The sequence below is a fragment of the Candidatus Neomarinimicrobiota bacterium genome (genome assembly GCA_021157965.1).
In the GTDB taxonomy this organism is placed as follows: Bacteria; Fidelibacterota; Fidelibacteria; order Fidelibacterales; family Fidelibacteraceae; genus Fidelibacter.
The window spans coordinates 14,429-30,772 of the sequence record JAGGVO010000023.1; the positions used below are offsets into that span (position 1 = coordinate 14,429).

Below are 16,344 nucleotides of genomic sequence, written 5' to 3' on the forward strand. Positions count from 1 at the left end.
GTATTGTCCATGAGACGGCTTTATATAAAAGGTTTTTTGGTTTGTATATTTATGGTGATCCCTCTTTTTGCAGACCTTTCTTCCAACCAGGTGGACAGCGAGGATAAGGCAGGCACCTTTTTACAGAAAACATCGGCAATCATGCCTGTCCCCGGCCATCAGGCAACAACCCTTTACGTCCAAATGCTCCGGGTCAACAAGGATTATGGCATGGTACCTTCCCTGGCTTTCAGGGGCCGGTTGACAAAGGATTACTCTTTCTTTCTCGGTGGAAGTGCCGGATTGAACCATGCCAATCCCTGGTATGCCACAACATATGGTTTGTGTATAAGCCGGGAGATGTCAAAACGGGATGGGGAATGGATTATCCAGGCCACAGTGTTGCACGGGGATCATCCGGATTGGAAAAACAGGATTACGGCTCTAACGGCCGGGGGCATATTTCAGATTTCAACCTTTCAGACCGGAATCTCTGTTTCACTGAATTATGAAAATGGGACAGTCCGCAATACTATGGGCAACTTCAAAGCAGAACACTTTTATCTTTCCTCCTCTCTCACTGTGATATGGAAGAGATGGGAATTGTCGGTCCGCGGAAACACCCGGGCTTTCGGAACCGCCTTCAGCCGGAGTATTGAATTATGAAAAATATTGGAATCACCGGATCAACAGGCAGTATCGGCACCAACGCCCTGAAAGTTATTGAAAAGAATCCCGGGGAATTTAACATTGTCTTTCTGACAGCAAACAGACAAGTGGAAAAACTGGCGGCCCAGGCCAGGGTCTTCAAACCGGAGATGGTGGTGATTGGTGATGAATCCAAAGAAAAAGCACTCCAATCCCTTCTCAAAGGCGAACCGATCCGAATTTTTGCCGGCAGCAAAGCAATTACCCGTGTGTGCCGTGAATCGGCATGCGATATTATTCTCAATGCCATTGTGGGCAGCAAGGGGATGGAAGCCTCCATTGAGACCGTCCGGTCCGGGAAAGATCTTGCCCTGAGCAACAAGGAAAGTCTGGTCATGGCCGGGGATCTGATCAATGAACTTGCCCGAAAACATCATGTCCGGATATTGCCGGTGGACAGTGAACATTCGGCTATCTGGCAGTGCCTGCTGGGTGAAAAAGAAAAAAATGTCCAAAGCCTGATTCTGACAGGTTCCGGTGGACCGTTCCGGGAAAGAAATCCTGAAACGTTTGAATCCATTACGGTAAAAGAAGCTCTGAAGCATCCCAATTGGTCTATGGGGGCGAAAATTACCATTGATTCCGCTACCATGATGAATAAAGGCCTGGAAATTATTGAGGCATATCATCTTTTTCATCTTTCGCCGGACCGCATCGAGGTTCTGATCCATCCACAGTCCATTATTCACAGCCTGGTCCGTTTTGTGGATGGCTCAGTAAAAGCCCAATTGGGTGTTCCGGATATGAAAATCCCCATTCAGTTTGCTCTCTCCTGGCCGGACCGCTTTCCCGTCGAATGGAAAGCCCTGGATCTTGCAGAGATTGGGTCTCTTACCTTTCAAAAACCGGATTATACCCGTTTCCCGGCCATCCCCCTGGCCGTGGATGCCCTCAGGACCGGTGGAACGGCCCCGGCCATCCTCAATGTGGCTAATGAGCAGGCGGTGTATCGCTTTTTAAATGAAGAAATTCCCTTTACGGGAATTATTCCCATTATAGAAAAGGCCCTGGAGCATTTCCCCGTGGAAGCTGCAGAAACTCCTGAAAAGCTTATATGCCTTGAAAAAAATGTAACTGAATTTGTAAAATCCCTCTCATTCAAAAAAGGAGTCCTTCCTCAATGATATATATTTTCGCCACAATCATCGTTTTAGGCATTCTTGTTTTTGTCCATGAACTGGGCCATTTTCTGGCAGCCAAAGCCACCGGTATACGCGTGGAAACCTTTTCTCTGGGATTTCCCCCTAAAATTGTCTGTAAAAAATGGGGGGAGACGGAATATTGCCTTTCCTGGATTCCCTTGGGGGGATATGTCAAACTGTCGGGAATGATTGACGAAAGCCTCGATGAAAACTGGGCCGCCACTGAACCCCAGCCCTGGGAATACCGGGCTAAACCGGGTTGGGTGAAAGTCCTGGTCTCATCGGCCGGTGTACTTATGAATCTTTTCCTCGCGGTGATTATTTTTTCCGTTTTAACATTCCAGAATGGCATCGCTGTTCCCGCCGAAGAACCTGTCATCGGTGAAGTGTACACCGGGATGCCTGCCGAATCGGCGGGGCTTCAAAAAGGGGACCGGATTTTGAGTATTAATAAGATACCCGTCCGTACCTGGGAGGAAATGACCGAACAGATTCAGGTTCTTGCGGGACAGGAAATCCTGATCGAGCTTTCCCGCAATAATGAAATTCTTCGCTTGACTCTCACACCGGTTCCACAGCAATCCGTTGTGGATGGTGAAATCAAAACAGTAGGCATGATCGGTGTGAGCGCCGATTATACCATCCGACAGGCCGGTATGTTTGAAAGTATTAAATATGGGTTTCGGAATACAGGATATTGGCTGAACCTTACCGTTAAATCCCTGGGCATGGTGATTACCGGCAAGGAAAGCCTGAAGAATATCGGTGGTCCCATTATGATTGCCCAGCTTGCAGGAGAATCGGCGAAAACCGGCGTCGGTGCCCTTTTTGGCTTTATTGCCATTATCAGTGTCAATCTGGCTCTGATTAATATTCTGCCCATTCCGGCACTGGATGGCGGGCATATTGTGGTTGCCGTGACAGAAAGCATACTTCGGCGCGAGCTTCGTCTTAAAACAAAAATCCGTATCCAACAGGCAGGAATGGCGATTCTCTTTACTCTCATCGCCATTGTCCTGTTAAATGATATTTTCCGCTTATTTAACGGATCATGATATCCATAAAACCAACGGAATTGCCGGATCATCCCGGTGAATTTATCCGGGCCGTCAGGAATGACCCCGCTCTTATTGTTCCTTTACTTGTGAAGCGGGATCCACGGCTCAGGTATCTTTTTAAAAAACACAAAAGAAAAACAATTGAGTCTGCATCTGAAGAAGCTTATAACAAGCTCTTTTTTATACCGGATTATGGTTTTAACCGAATCACCTGGCTTCGATTAAAGGAAACGCTTATCGGTTCCACAAGGGAGCTGTCCGAAAAAACCGGATGTACATTTCAGGTGAATATATCGAGTCCCGGTGAGCCGGCACTTCCTGATGCTGCATTTGTTTTGTGGCTCCTTCAACAAGCAGGGATATCCCCTCATCATTGTCGCCGAATGCTTATAATGGAAGAAAAAATTTCCAAACGATTCGGAATCCCCCTGTCGAAACGATCCCCCTGTGATGTTCTGTTCTATATGCACAGGCGCTTGCATCAACATCGGGGCGGAGCCCGGGAGATTTTTCATATATCCCGGCTATGGTGGATCTATACGAAAAATGATGAAGCCATCAATAAAATGATTCCGATGATGCTCAACCTGACCCGGGCCTCAGCACAAACCTGAGGAGGGCCTGTTTATCTTTTTCCGCAGCATAATCAATACCAATACGGGTCGTCCGTATCACGGATGATGTCCGTTCCCGGTATCCCGGTATGATAGCCATTTCCCGGGATGTCACCAGATCCAGACCGTTGTGTTCACGGGTGATCTGAAAAGCCTGAGTCAGGCGGGCAGGTCCGTCCGTTAAGGGCATTTTGTCACCCCGGTTCTCTTTCATGTATTCAATTCCCTGTTCGGGAATCACGCCCCGGATGAGTACGGCACAGCCTTTTCCTTCCTTTTCCGTCACTACATTGAGCATATGATGGAGCCCGTAGACAAAATAGACATAAACTAATCCACCCTGCCCATACATGACACGATTCCGGGGTGTTTTTCCTGATGATGTGTGACAGGCCGTATCCCATTCTCCCAGATAGGCTTCGGTCTCACAGATTCTGCCGCTAAGCACATTTCCATCTGCTAATATACGAACCAGCAGACACCCCAGTAATGCTTCCGCCACTGTTTCCGTAGGCTGCATGTAGAAATTTCTGGGCAGACGCTTATTTACATCAGAATGAAAAATCATGTAGGAATTTACGAACTCTCCGGCCTTGGGGAAAGGAGTCTGAAAGGAGGCGGGTGCTGATGTAAAAGGGCTAACGGAATATGATAAGTGTTTTTATATTATGCAATAAATCGAAAGTATGATGAAATACCGTGTAAGCATCCTTGTTGTTTTGTGCATATCCGGAATCGGTCTTTTCGGAGGAGAAACCGATTCATACCGACCGGGACCTTTTTATCACCGCTGGAACCCTATCCCGGGAATTTCATTCAGAGAACCGGTGTTCATGACCCTTTTTGATGTCCGGTTCAGGGGTTCCTTTTACGCTTCACGGGGATTTCAGTTAGAATATGAACCGGAGGCCCTCACTTTTGACTCCACCGAATCCAGGCTTAATGATTTGTCGGGCAGGTGGAAAAGGTCTCTGGGCGCCCTGGATGTGAATATTATTCGCTATAACTGGCCGTATCTTTTCCTGAAACAGAATTCCCTGGATATCCTCACGGGAATCGGCATTCGCGAGACACGGGCTGTCATCCCTGCGAACCTGAATCCCGGCTGGCCCAACCGGATTGCCTATGGGCAGCCTTTCAAATTCAATCCCCGCGTCCGTGAAATCTATATCTCCCAGACAGTGTATTATCAGCCCTTTACCTGGCTGCTTCTGCATGGTGAATTTACATGGGGAAAGGGTGAAGGAGACCTTTATGCCGCCGGAGATAAAGCCTTTGATGTCCGGGTTCGGGGTACAGGTAAGAGCTGGAGTAGCGGGGCGGACTGGGTTTTTGCCCCTGACCGGATTACCGGCAGCCGCTTCAGTGCCGGAATCAGTTTTTATCGCTATTCCGCTCACTATGAGGTGAAGGATTCTGAACTTTTTACACCTCTCCGGGCAGTCGATCTGGGAGGGGTGGGAATCGAATTATCTTTCAGGATTTTAATGGGTGCCCAAAGATCATCGGGTGATGAGGGAATATCCCGGCTTCGTAGAGGGGATTATGTGGCCGCATCCCGTTCTTTTGACCAGTACATGAGAACACATCCACGTTCCCTGAAAGTATCCCTGGCCCGGCGGTATAAAGCTTATACCGACTCTATGACATATTTCCAGTATTACCATGAAGGACTTGATTTTCTGAATAACGGCCAGATCCCGGATGCCAGACAGCGTTTTGATATCGCCATTCGTTCGGAAAATATCGAACTTCGCCAGGCGGTCCTTTTTCGCCAGTATCTGTTAGCCGGTCTTTATGTCCGGGAAGCGTTGAAAAAACTCAGCCGGGGGGATTATTTACAGGCAGACGGCCTGATTCAGGAAGCTTTGCATATTTCTCCCCTGATCCGGGAGGATATCCGGGAGGTAATCTCCGAAATAAATCTTCAAAAAGCACTCCGTCTTATCATATCCGGGTTGTATGAGCAGGCGGAATCCTACCTGCTTCTGGCAGAGCAGGAGTATCCGCCAAACAAGGACCGCATCACCCGCCTGAGAGGTGAAATGGCCAAAGCCATGCTTCAGGATCTGAAAAAAGCGATGAAAGAATCGGATATGGTTACTGCAAAATACTTCATGGAGGAATCCGGCCGTATTGACAGGCGATCGGGAGAACTGGCGGATATGTATGCAGATCGGATCATGCAAAGGCTGAACGGTATGGAAAATCAGCTGATGCAGGATAAAAAAGAAAAGGTATTTGAAAGGCTGTGGCTGGAAACTTTTGGCGGGGCCATACCTGAGATGGCCGTTGAAGATATCCATATTAAAATATCCGAAACAAGTGAAGAAATCCGCCAAAAACTGGGGGATCCCCAAAGTATCCGAAACTGGAATCCGGGAACACCCGTCGATTACATGATTTGGACCTATCGACTACAAAAAGATAATCTCTATCTCTATTTTCACAACCATATCCTGATGAAAATCGAACGCTTTCCCCGACCGGAGTAGTTAAGTCTGGTATTTGGGAGCATTTGTAATAATTTCACCAAAGGTCACTTTAATAATACCGGCCACCGGAACGGCAAACATCATTCCCAGAAGTCCCATGAGATTTCCACCGATAATCAAAACAATGAAAACGATGAGAGGATGCAATTCCACGCTTTTTCCCACCAGATAGGGACTGATAAAGGTGTTATCGAGGAACTGGACAAAAGCAAAAACCCCGATGACCAGAACGACAATTAAGAGAGTATTGGGAGGCTGGGACATCAGGACCGATAAAATGGCGGGAATGGCGCCGGCTGTAGGTCCCACATAGGGGATCAGATTGGCAAATCCGGCCCAGATACCGATCAGAATAATATAATTGATTCCGGCATCAAAGATGGTATTTACCAGAAAAAGGCCGATAATGGATGTAATGCCCACACTGGTGGCAGCAAGAAACAAGCCCTGAAGATATGATGAGAGTTGTCTTTGAATTTTATCCATAATATTCAGGGACATTTCAAAATGCTTATTGGGCACAAGACGGATGATCCCTTTTTTAATGGCGCGTTCATCCTTAAGAAAGAAAAAAGTGATAAAGAAGACGAAGAAAAAACCGGACAGGGCGTTAATAAGTCCTTTTCCTACACCCATTAAGAGTCCGGGCAGTTTTTGTTTCAGATTTTCCATGACTTCATTGATCTTTTCCGGAATATCTGTTGTGATGGCATTGACCGGAAGCTTACTGTTCAGAAAATCGATTCCGGACTGAATCCGGTCGTTCAGTGTGTTTTCAACGCTGAAACTCTGAGATAATTGCTGTGCCGCGTTTTCCACCAGGGGAACGATCAGGCTGACCCCCAAGGCAATGAAAAGTAATATAATGAGAATAACCAGGAGTGCGGACAATGCCCGGGGTATTTTGAAACGCTCTAGTTTGTCTACAACGGGATCCAGGAGAGTGAACATTAAGATGGATATAACAATCACCGTGATAATGGTCTGAAGACGGGGGAGGATAAGGATAAACCCTGCAGCCAAGACAATAAAGAGAATCAGGCGGATGATGAAACGCTGATTTTCTGTCAAGCTCATGATTCGGTTTCCTTTTCTTGTTTATCCTGAAGTTCAGCCAGTAATTGATTGGTCACCCGGAGGCGTTCTCCCAGGACACGGGCGATATTCAGGACAATTTTACTGCCCAGCTCCGGTTTACGGTTCAGAAGATCCATCAAATCCCCCCGGAAAAAGCCCAGGACTTCCGTTAATTCAGTACATAATGCCGATGCCGAACGGGGAGCTTCGTCCAGCAGGGATATTTCACCCAGAAAATCCCCGCTGCTGAGGGTTACCAGAATTTCTTCCTTCTTTGTATCTCCCTCAACTTTTTCCTGGATGATTTGAATGGTGCCCTTTAAAATGATGTACATCCCGTTTCCCGGATGTCCCTGTTTGAATATGTAATCCCCTTTTTTGTAGATTCGTTGATAGACAAGATTCAGCACTTCTTTGAGTTCTTTATGAGAAAGATTCCGGAAAATGTTCACATTTCGCAGTGCTTCCATTATGATCTCTTCCCGGGTTTTTTCTTTCCGGCCGATACTCCGCCACAATACAGATGTCATAATTCCCCTTCCTTTTTACAAGCGTAGTTAAAGATAGCTGTAAACTTGAATTTAAGTCAAGGGAAAGTACTTGGGATTCGATGAAAATGGAAATAATTTTCAATGATGAGTCCTTTGCATAAAAGAGTTTTTTCGATCTTTTTTCTTATGTTTTTCTTCTGCGTTCTTGCAGCGCAGGATTTGGAGGAATTTGACCGGAAAATTGACCGGCAGAGCAAAAATCTTGAGCAGGTCAGCCGGGAAATAGAAGCCCTTCAGAAACGCATTAAATCCGCCAGTCACCAGGAGCTGACCTATTCTGACGAACTGGAATACCTGGATCGTCAGATCGGACTCACAGACCGGCGCATATCAGCTATGGAACAGCAACTGAGCCTGCGTCGGGGAAAAGTAGCTCTTCTGAAAAAAAATAAAGCCCGGAATGAAGTCCTGAGGGATAAACTCATCGAGCGATATAAAAAACGGGTTGTCCGTTTCTACACAACCCATACCGATGATATGCTCAGTCTGATTTTTACCTCGGATAATATGCATCAGCTTTTTTACCGTGTCAAATATTTTAATGCCATCACGAAGGCTGACAAAGAATTATATCAAGAGATCATTACCCTGATAGAGCAGATTGAACAGGAAACCCGGGAAATTGAAGCCGAGAAAACCGAAATTCAAAAGACGCTGGCTGAGGTGCGGAAAGAGGCGGCATCTTTCAGGGACATGAAAGCGGACAGGGCAAAAAAGCTGGAGAAGGTTAAATCGGACCGGAAGATGCTGGTGCAGGAATTGGAAGCAAAAGAAGCATCCCGGATGGAACTCCAGCGGATCATAGCCAGCATGCGAACTCAGCGGGAAGACCGGCTCCGGGAACTTGAACGGCAGCGGCGGCTCCGGGCGGCATCCATGTCCTACCGGGAATATCCCACCTTTTCCAGCGGCAAGGGGAATCTCCCATGGCCTGTTCAGGGAACTGTTGTCGGGCGCTTTGGCCGACAAATTCATCCCGTACTGAAAACTGAAACGGAAAATAACGGCATTGATATCAAAGCACCGGAAAAAACCCCCGTCATGGCCATTCAGGACGGACTTGTGACCACCGTTACCTGGCTCAGAGGCTATGGGAATACAATTATTATCATGCACGGTGAGGATTACTATACTGTATATTCCCACGTGGGCGGAATCCGGGTGTCGGAAAATGAATATGTGGAATCGGGACAGGTGATTGCCGAAGTGAGTGACAGCGGTTCATTTCAGGGACACCTGCTCCATTTTGAGATATGGGATTCCCGACAGAAATTGAATCCGGAAGAATGGTTATGTCGAAGGAACTGATATGCAGGTTGTGGAACAAATAGGCCAGGATAGAATCAGCAGGCAGCTTTTAACGCTTATAAGCAATCAGCGGGTCGGAAATGCATACATTCTTTCCGGTCCACTGGGATCAGGTAAGATGAGTCTGGCCCTGAATTTTGCAGCTGCCCTGAATTGTAAAAATCCCGGTACGGATCACAGTCCGTGTAATACCTGCGATTCCTGCCGGAAAATCAAACGGAATTCTCACCCCAACATCTATTTCATCTTTCCCAGTCCGGCAGGAAAAAACCCCAAAGAGGATGATCCCTTTGCTTCCCTGTCTGAAAAGGAATATGGGATGGTCCAGGATGCCATAGAGCGGTTATCAGAAGATCCCTACCGGGGGATCGAGGTGGAGTCGGCGACAACCATCCTGATCAGCATGATCCGGAAATTACGGAAAGACCTGATGCTCAGCGCCGGTGAAGAAGGATGGCAGGTTGTAATCATTTACCGGGGGGACATGCTGAGCGGTCCCTCCTCAAATGCTTTGCTGAAAATTTTGGAAGAACCTCCGGGGAAAACGGTTTTTCTGATTCTGACGGATAAATACAACACCCTGTTACCCACGATCCGGAGCCGGTGCCAAAATATTCCCGTCAATCCCCCGTCGGTGGAGGAAATTACGCAATGGCTCATGGATAAGCACGGTGTTGACCAGGAGACAGCTGCCTATTATGCTCATTTCAGCAATGGTGATATCCGGCGTGTCAAAGAATTTCTCTCTGCAGACATGGACGCCGAAAGTAAGAAGCTGAAACAATTTTGGCACTATCTCATGAGAAGGGATATGACCGCACTGACACAATGGGTCGAAGATTCTCACAAACAGTTTAAAATGGATAAAGAAGCCGTTCGGAGAACGCTTCGGCAGATTCTCTTCTGGTTAAGAGATGCCCAGCTTATCCGGGAGGGAGGCTCACCCGTTCACCTGATTCATACAGGCTTCGTGGAAGAACTGACCGGGTTTGTCGCGTATTTTCCGGCGATAGATTATCTTAAAATGATCCGTGAAACAGAGCGGGTTATTGAATTGACCGGGAAAAATGTTTATTTTCCCGCCCTGATTGGACATTTATGTCTGTCTCTAACAGAGGAACTCGCCCATGCCAGATCCGGTACATGATCATCAATACATGATTATAAAAATTGAATTTAAGGGAAACAGACGCCTTTTCATTAAAAACGACATGGAATATCCCATCCATAAAGGGGATTACCTGATTGTTGAAACGGACAAAGGGGAAGATATGGGACGGGTCACCGCCCTGATTCCTGTCCGGGAAGATTGTGCCGGTTGTTATCCTGTATCACAATTTAAAATTCTGAGAAAAGCGGACGATTTGGACTGGAAACAGTACCGGGAGAATCAGAAGAATGAGGGAAAGACATTCAAACTCTGCCTGGATAAAGTCAAGGATCTCAATTTGTCCATGAAACTGATGGATGTGGAATACCAGTTGGACCGTAAAAAAGTCACGTTTTACTACACGGCTGAAGAACGGGTGGATTTCCGCGAACTGGTCCGTCAGCTGGCCGCTGTTCTGCGTACCCGTATTGAAATGCGCCAGATCGGAGTACGGGATGAAACGAAACGCCTGGGTGGATTGGGTTCCTGCGGCTTTCCCCTGTGTTGCGCCACCTTTATTGAGGATTTTGAACCGGTGAGCACGCAAAATGCCAAAGACCAGAACCTTCCCATGAATCCCCTGAAACTATCGGGACTCTGCGGAAAGCTGAAATGCTGTCTTCGTTATGAACATCCTTACTATATCGAGGAATTGAAAAAATACCCCAAACCCGGGACACCGGTTTTTATGAACAATAAAAAGGGATATGTGGTTAAATCGGATATTATCACCCGCAAGGTGATCTGTGCCTTTGAACAGGACATCCGGGAAGAAATCCCTCTGGAAAAAGTGGAAAGTCTGGTAAAACAGGCCCTGGAAGCCGGTCTGTCCGGTGAATATCCCGATTATTTGTCAGAGGGTTCTGTCGACGAAAATGAACTCAAAGCCATTGAAGATAACTCGTAACTGGAGATTTGAAGAATGGGTAAACGCTTCTATGTAACAACCCCCCTTTACTATGTGAATGATCAGCCCCATATCGGCCATACTTACTCAACAATTATTGCAGATATTCTGGCCCGGTATCACCGGATGCGGGGGGAAGACACCCATTTTTTAACCGGTACAGATGAACATGGCCAGAAAGTCCAGCAGGCTGCGGCTAAGGCCGGTATACCGCCGGAAAAACACTGTAACGAGTATGCCCGGCGCTTTCGCAGCTTTTGGGATGAACTGGGACTTACATATAATGATTTTATCCGGACTACCGAAACACGCCATACACGGGTTGTTCAAAAAATCCTCCAGGATCTCTACGATAAGGGGGATATTTACAAGGATAAATATGAGGGACTCTACAGTGTAGCGGAAGAACGGTTCATTACCCGGAAAGAGTATGAAGAAGGGAATTTTCGGGAAGTCAAAGAGATTCACGAGATAAACTATTTTTTCAGGATGAGTGCCTATCAGAAAGACCTCATTGCCCATATTGAATCCCACCCCGGTTTTATTCAGCCTGAAAACCGGAAAAATGAAATTTTGGGATTTTTGCAACAGCCCCTGAATGACCTGTGTATTTCCCGGCCGAAAAATCGTCTTTCCTGGGGTATTGAACTCCCCTTTGACAGGGAATACGTGACCTATGTGTGGTTCGATGCGTTGATTAATTATATCAGTGCCGTGGGGTTCAGCAGAGATGATGCCCTTTTTCGAAAATGGTGGCCGGCGGTGCATATCATCGGGAAAGATATTCTGACCACTCACTGTGTATACTGGCCCACCATGCTGATGGCAGCCGGAGTGCCTTTGCCTGAAACCATTTTTGCCCATGGATGGTGGATGAGTGAGGGACAGAAAATGAGCAAAAGTCTGGGGAATTTTATCGACCTGAATACAATCCGTGACCATGTGGCACGGGTGGGGACAGATGCTTTCCGCTATTTTCTGGCCAAGGAAGGTCCTCTTTTCGGGGATTCGGATTTTTCCAAAGATCGGTTTTATCAAACATACAATACGGATCTGGCCAATGATTTCGGTAACCTGGTCAACCGGATTCTGAAATTAATCCATAAATATTTTGATGCAAAAGTCCCGACACCCGGAAAGTGGACTGAAACTGAAATTGCCCTGCAAAAAGAGGGGAAAGCCCTTCAGGAAAGAGTTTTTTATTTGCTGGATCGTTTTGAATTGAACCGCCTGATCTTTGAAATTCTGTCTTACATACGTTCCATTAACCGCTACCTGGAACAAAAAGCTCCCTGGAAACTTGCCAAAACCGATTTAGAGCAAACGGGAACGGTATTGTATTCCGCACTGGCTTCGCTCCGGATGGCAGCCGGACTCATGGACCCCATCCTTCCTGAAAAAGTGGCTCAGCTTTATGAAATTTTGAATGAAAAGGTTCAGGCAGGTCAACTGCCTGCTTGGGACGGATTGAAACCGGGAACACCGGTTCTGAAAACGGAGGGGCTTTTTCCGAGGATTGATTTGGCCTTTTTACAGGATGATAAGAGGGAAGAGAAGGCGGTCCGTCCTGAAAAAGATGAAAAAATACCGGAAGATCAAACCGGATTAATTTCCCTGGAAGATTTTCAGAAAATCCGTCTCCAAACGGCCCGGATCCTTGAAGCAGAAGTTGTCCGCGGGACGGAAAAGCTGATGAAACTTACCATAAAAACAGGTTCGGAAACCCGCACGCTTGTGGCGGGAATCGTCCCTTATTATAAACCGGAAGAACTCATCGGGAAAACCATTGTGATTGTGGCAAATCTCCAGCCCGCAACGATCCGGGGTATCCGGTCAAAAGGCATGCTGCTGGCAGCCCGAAGCAAGGATATGCTGCGACTGGTGACCCTTGACGGGGATTTGCCGGAATCAGGAGTTGTCATAAAATGAAAACATCACTCGAAAACAGCCTGAAAGTCCTGGTGGCAACAATCGTCAGCAGCCTGGCAGGTCTGGCAGTAACAGGAACCCGGATTTTTGATGCATCCTCACAGTATTTCCATTTCATTCTGGCCGGATTTCTGATCAGTTTCATGTGGATTCCCGTGAACCGTTTTGTGAAAGGAGGGGTTGTGCTGGGGGTTTTTCTTGTCTACAAAGGACTCCTGGCTCCGCCATTTACCGCCTTTTTTATGAGGGATCTGATTTATTTCCTTATCTTCTTTCTCCTGTCGTGGATTGTTCCGGCGGGTTTGCATCGATGGAAAATCAGCCGGCCTGTCAGTCGTTTTATCTTTGGAGGGATCATGGTTGCCTTGGCATATCTGATATCTGCCGTTCTGATTGTCCTTGTCTATCCTTCTTACGGCTGGGATCTCACAGCCCTGGTGAAAGTGAACGCGCTGTATGGACTCACAATCGGCCTGGCTGTGGAACTGGGGTTTGAACTTGTCAATTTGTTGCTCACCGTGATTTATGTCCGCCATACTGATTGATACACACGCCCATTTAAATTTTTCTCCCTTTGCTGAAAATCCGGAGCCCTATCTGGACCGTGCCCGAAAAGAGGGAGTCGGTGCTGTCATCGTCCCCGGGGTGGATATTCCCTCCTCAGAAAAAGCCCTGGAGCTGGCGGACCGATATGCCATGATTTATGCTGCAGCAGGCATCCATCCGGAAGATGCCGCCACCTTTTCTTCAGATTATCTTAAAATCCTTGAAACCTTTTGTTGTCATGAAAAGTGTGTAGCCATCGGTGAAACCGGGATGGATTTTTACCGGGATTATGCCCCGGAAGAGATGCAAAACCGCTCATTTCGCGGACAGGCGGAACTGGCGAAATCGCTGAACCTTCCTCTGATTATTCACAACCGGCAGGCTGATACACAGATTATGAATATTCTGAAAGAGGTGGATTATTTCAGAGGTCAGTGTCATTGCTATACAGGAAAGGTGGATTTTGCCCTGCAGTGTATTGAAAAGGGACTCCTTATTTCATTTACCGGATTGATAACCTTTGCCGGAGAAATCAGGGAAACAGCATCAAAACTGCCCCTGGATGCCCTGATGATAGAAACGGATTCACCTTTTATGGCACCTGTTCCGTACCGGGGGAAAACGAATGAACCTGCCTATGTGCGGCGTGTGGCAGAAACTTATGGAGAGATTTTCGGAATGACGGTTGAAAATGTGGCGGAGAGAACAACCCAAAACGCTTTACGTCTTTTTCCGAAACTTGCACTGAATGAAGGATAACATATCTTATCCTAAAAAATTCCTCGGACAGAATTTCCTCCAGGATCCCAACATCATACGGAAGATTGTGGATGCTATCCAGGCCCGGCCCGATGAAACCATCGTGGAAATCGGTCCCGGCCGGGGAGCCATCACATCACACCTCGCAGGAAAATGCCGTGAATTGATTCTTGTTGAGTTTGATAAGAACCTGGCCGGTGCTTTACGGAAGCAATATGAAACGGATCCCCATGTACGGCTTATTCAAGGGGATATTTTAAAAACTGACTGGAAAGCCTTTCTCCCGGCCGGCAAAGTGGTTGGTAATCTTCCTTACAATATCTCGTCTCAAATCCTCTTTACATTATATACCCATGCATCGGATGTCGGAGAGGGTATTTTTATGGTCCAGAAGGAATTTGCCAGACGCCTGGTGGCACAACCTTCTACAAAAGATTATGGTATTATGACAATCCTGACCCGGCTCTATGGAGAGGCTGAGATTTTGTTTCACATTCCCCCCACCGTTTTTTTTCCCCGTCCAAAAGTGGATTCATCCCTGGTGAAAATCCACCTGAATCCTGATAAAAATCGGGATATCAGTGATAAAACATTTTTTCATTACCTTGTCCGGACCGCTTTTAATCACCGGCGGAAAACATTGCGAAACAGCCTGAAAAAAATCACGGGAGATCGCAAAATTCCTTCTGTTGATCTTAGCTTGAGAGCCGAAGCCTTAACCTTTGAGGATTTTAAAGGACTTTATCATATTCTGAAAGGGGATTCACCCGCTTCATTTTAAGAATCTTGGTTAACAGATATATTTATATTAAATTTATTGGTTAAACCAAAACGAACAAGGAGATTGATCCATTGAAGACAGATGTAAAAGAGTTATCACCGTCCAAGCGCGAACTGGTGATTGAGGTTCCCTGGGAAGAACTGGAGACTTTATACACGGCTTTTCTGAAAAAGTTCAGATCCCGGATCCGGATGCCGGGATTCCGGAAAGGGAAAGTCCCCATGAGTATCGTGGAACGTCAGTATGGGAGTCATGCCGAACTGGAATTTGTGAAAGACCACTTCAACATGTTTTATTATAAAGGATTGCAGGAGGCAAAGCTCAATTCTGTTGGTGAACCCGACGTTGAACACATTCACTTTCACAAGGGTGAACCTTTGCATCTTCATCTCAATCTGGAAATTCTGCCCGAATTGAAACTCCCGTCATATAAAGAGGGATTCAAGGTAGAAAAACCTGTCTATACCATAAAAAAAGAGGATGTGGAAAAACAGATAGAAGAACTTCGCAAGAAGAATGCAGAATTGACGGAAAAGGGAGGACCGGCCGAAATGGGTGATTATCTGGAGGCTGAAGTTGTTGAGACAGATGCTGAAGGGAATCCTGTTACGGGGGCTGAGCCGGAAACCTCAACACTTGTCCTGGGAGAAAACCCCATCACAGAAGAACGGGCTCAAGCCCTGGTGGGGATACAAAAGGATGAAAGCCGTCAATTAGTGTTTAAAGCAGAGCATGAAAAGGATGAAGATCGCTATTTCAAAGTTAAGGCATTGAAAATACAAAAGCTCAATCTGCCGGAAGTCAATAAGGAATTTGTCCAGACTGTGGATCCCGAGCTTGAAACGGTGACTCAGTTGAAAGAAAAAATCAAGAATGAACTTCAGGATTATCTTGATAAAGAAAGTGAAAAACAGTTGGACAACAATATCCGGGAGTATTTTCTGGGTGAACTGAAAGATTTCGAAATTCCTGGAACCATTATTCAGGGGTATCTTGATGATTTATACAAGGATCAGAAAGAGCAGGTCGCCGGCATACCCGAGGAACAATTCCGTGAGCAGTACCATGAAATGGCTCATAACACCCTGAAATGGATGATGGTCCGTGAAGAAATTATCAAACAGGAAAAACTTCAAGCGACCGATGAAGAAATCCAAAAAAAGGTAGATGATCTGATTATGAAGGTGGATGAAAAACTCAGGGATGCTTATAAATCTTATTATGAATCAGATAATTTCAAAAAGACGCTTTCTCAGGAACTGATGTCGGATAAAGTGATGGATCATCTGAAATCATTTGCCAGGATTAAAGAGAATAAAATCACCCGGAAAGGGTAGGGG

Annotated in this window: 16 protein-coding genes; 13 read left to right on the forward strand and 3 right to left on the reverse strand. The window is 46.5% G+C overall.

The annotated features are described in order from the left end of the window. The first annotated feature begins 9 nt into the window (after positions 1–9). From J7K63_02925 to J7K63_02940, 4 genes are read left to right on the forward strand one after another with little or no spacing between them, the layout of a single operon-like run. Positions 10–645, forward strand: coding sequence for a hypothetical protein (locus J7K63_02925; GenBank protein ID MCD6233980.1), 636 nt, complete (start codon positions 10–12; stop codon positions 643–645). Then, positions 642–1,811, forward strand: a complete 1,170-nt coding sequence (locus J7K63_02930; protein MCD6233981.1) for a 1-deoxy-D-xylulose-5-phosphate reductoisomerase — start codon at positions 642–644, stop codon at positions 1,809–1,811. The genes J7K63_02925 and J7K63_02930 overlap by 4 nt, the downstream gene beginning before the upstream one ends. Beyond that, a complete protein-coding gene (rseP, locus tag J7K63_02935; protein MCD6233982.1) occupies positions 1,808–2,884 on the forward strand; it encodes an RIP metalloprotease RseP in 1,077 nt (358 codons plus the stop codon). Before J7K63_02930 ends, rseP begins: the two co-directional genes overlap by 4 nt. Then, entirely contained in the window at positions 2,881–3,501 is a 621-nt protein-coding gene (locus J7K63_02940) for a hypothetical protein (protein ID MCD6233983.1), read from the forward strand. The genes rseP and J7K63_02940 overlap by 4 nt, the downstream gene beginning before the upstream one ends. On the opposite strand, the gene J7K63_02945 is transcribed toward J7K63_02940, so the two are convergent. Beyond that, positions 3,470–4,069, reverse strand: coding sequence for a DNA-3-methyladenine glycosylase (locus J7K63_02945; protein MCD6233984.1), 600 nt, complete (start codon positions 4,067–4,069; stop codon positions 3,470–3,472). The two genes, J7K63_02940 and J7K63_02945, sit on opposite strands and share 32 nt — an antisense overlap. 121 nt (positions 4,070–4,190) lie before the next feature. Between J7K63_02945 and J7K63_02950 the strand changes: the two genes are divergently transcribed. After that, entirely contained in the window at positions 4,191–5,996 is a 1,806-nt protein-coding gene (locus J7K63_02950) for a hypothetical protein (protein ID MCD6233985.1), read from the forward strand. Here J7K63_02950 and J7K63_02955 read toward each other — a convergent pair whose 3' ends face one another. Both J7K63_02955 and J7K63_02960 read right to left on the reverse strand, forming a co-directional pair. Next, positions 5,997–7,073, reverse strand: a complete 1,077-nt coding sequence (locus J7K63_02955; protein ID MCD6233986.1) for an AI-2E family transporter — start codon at positions 7,071–7,073, stop codon at positions 5,997–5,999. Then, positions 7,070–7,603, reverse strand: coding sequence for a cyclic nucleotide-binding domain-containing protein (locus J7K63_02960; GenBank protein ID MCD6233987.1), 534 nt, complete (start codon positions 7,601–7,603; stop codon positions 7,070–7,072). The genes J7K63_02955 and J7K63_02960 overlap by 4 nt, the downstream gene beginning before the upstream one ends. 114 nt (positions 7,604–7,717) lie before the next feature. Between J7K63_02960 and J7K63_02965 the strand changes: the two genes are divergently transcribed. The 8 genes from J7K63_02965 (at position 7,718) to tig (ending at position 16,341) form a co-directional block, all read left to right on the forward strand. Next, a complete protein-coding gene (locus tag J7K63_02965; protein ID MCD6233988.1) occupies positions 7,718–8,932 on the forward strand; it encodes a peptidoglycan DD-metalloendopeptidase family protein in 1,215 nt (404 codons plus the stop codon). Position 8,933: 1 nt separating this feature from the next. Beyond that, positions 8,934–10,079, forward strand: coding sequence for a DNA polymerase III subunit delta' (locus J7K63_02970; protein ID MCD6233989.1), 1,146 nt, complete (start codon positions 8,934–8,936; stop codon positions 10,077–10,079). After that, positions 10,060–10,989 carry a hypothetical protein gene (locus J7K63_02975; GenBank protein MCD6233990.1) on the forward strand — a complete coding sequence of 310 codons (930 nt, stop codon included), beginning with the start codon at positions 10,060–10,062 and terminating at the stop codon, positions 10,987–10,989. The genes J7K63_02970 and J7K63_02975 overlap by 20 nt, the downstream gene beginning before the upstream one ends. Before the next feature lie 15 nt (positions 10,990–11,004). After that, a complete protein-coding gene (gene metG / locus J7K63_02980; GenBank protein MCD6233991.1) occupies positions 11,005–12,918 on the forward strand; it encodes a methionine--tRNA ligase in 1,914 nt (637 codons plus the stop codon). Then, the gene (locus tag J7K63_02985; protein ID MCD6233992.1) at positions 12,915–13,463 is read left to right on the forward strand and encodes a hypothetical protein; all 549 of its coding nucleotides are present in this window, start codon (positions 12,915–12,917) and stop codon (positions 13,461–13,463) included. The genes metG and J7K63_02985 overlap by 4 nt, the downstream gene beginning before the upstream one ends. Continuing rightward, entirely contained in the window at positions 13,444–14,223 is a 780-nt protein-coding gene (locus J7K63_02990; protein MCD6233993.1) for a TatD family hydrolase, read from the forward strand. Before J7K63_02985 ends, J7K63_02990 begins: the two co-directional genes overlap by 20 nt. Next, the gene (gene rsmA, locus J7K63_02995) at positions 14,213–15,004 is read left to right on the forward strand and encodes a ribosomal RNA small subunit methyltransferase A (protein ID MCD6233994.1); all 792 of its coding nucleotides are present in this window, start codon (positions 14,213–14,215) and stop codon (positions 15,002–15,004) included. The genes J7K63_02990 and rsmA overlap by 11 nt, the downstream gene beginning before the upstream one ends. A gap of 71 nt (positions 15,005–15,075) precedes the next feature. Further along, entirely contained in the window at positions 15,076–16,341 is a 1,266-nt protein-coding gene (gene tig, locus J7K63_03000; protein ID MCD6233995.1) for a trigger factor, read from the forward strand. Positions 16,342–16,344 lie beyond the last annotated feature (3 nt).

Excerpts from the sequence above, each read along its gene's own strand:
- J7K63_02925 (MCD6233980.1), top strand. The coding sequence starts at position 10 with ATGAGACGGCTTTATATAAAAGGTTTTTTGGTTTGTATATTTATGGTG.
- J7K63_02930 (MCD6233981.1), top strand. The coding sequence starts at position 642 with ATGAAAAATATTGGAATCACCGGATCAACAGGCAGTATCGGCACCAAC.
- rseP (MCD6233982.1), top strand. The coding sequence starts at position 1,808 with ATGATATATATTTTCGCCACAATCATCGTTTTAGGCATTCTTGTTTTT.
- J7K63_02940 (MCD6233983.1), top strand. The coding sequence starts at position 2,881 with ATGATATCCATAAAACCAACGGAATTGCCGGATCATCCCGGTGAATTT.
- J7K63_02945 (MCD6233984.1), bottom strand. The coding sequence starts at position 4,069 with ATGATTTTTCATTCTGATGTAAATAAGCGTCTGCCCAGAAATTTCTAC.
- J7K63_02950 (MCD6233985.1), top strand. The coding sequence starts at position 4,191 with ATGAAATACCGTGTAAGCATCCTTGTTGTTTTGTGCATATCCGGAATC.
- J7K63_02955 (MCD6233986.1), bottom strand. The coding sequence starts at position 7,073 with ATGAGCTTGACAGAAAATCAGCGTTTCATCATCCGCCTGATTCTCTTT.
- J7K63_02960 (MCD6233987.1), bottom strand. The coding sequence starts at position 7,603 with ATGACATCTGTATTGTGGCGGAGTATCGGCCGGAAAGAAAAAACCCGG.
- J7K63_02970 (MCD6233989.1), top strand. The coding sequence starts at position 8,934 with ATGCAGGTTGTGGAACAAATAGGCCAGGATAGAATCAGCAGGCAGCTT.
- J7K63_02975 (MCD6233990.1), top strand. The coding sequence starts at position 10,060 with ATGCCAGATCCGGTACATGATCATCAATACATGATTATAAAAATTGAA.
- metG (MCD6233991.1), top strand. The coding sequence starts at position 11,005 with ATGGGTAAACGCTTCTATGTAACAACCCCCCTTTACTATGTGAATGAT.
- J7K63_02985 (MCD6233992.1), top strand. The coding sequence starts at position 12,915 with ATGAAAACATCACTCGAAAACAGCCTGAAAGTCCTGGTGGCAACAATC.
- J7K63_02990 (MCD6233993.1), top strand. The coding sequence starts at position 13,444 with ATGTCCGCCATACTGATTGATACACACGCCCATTTAAATTTTTCTCCC.
- rsmA (MCD6233994.1), top strand. The coding sequence starts at position 14,213 with ATGAAGGATAACATATCTTATCCTAAAAAATTCCTCGGACAGAATTTC.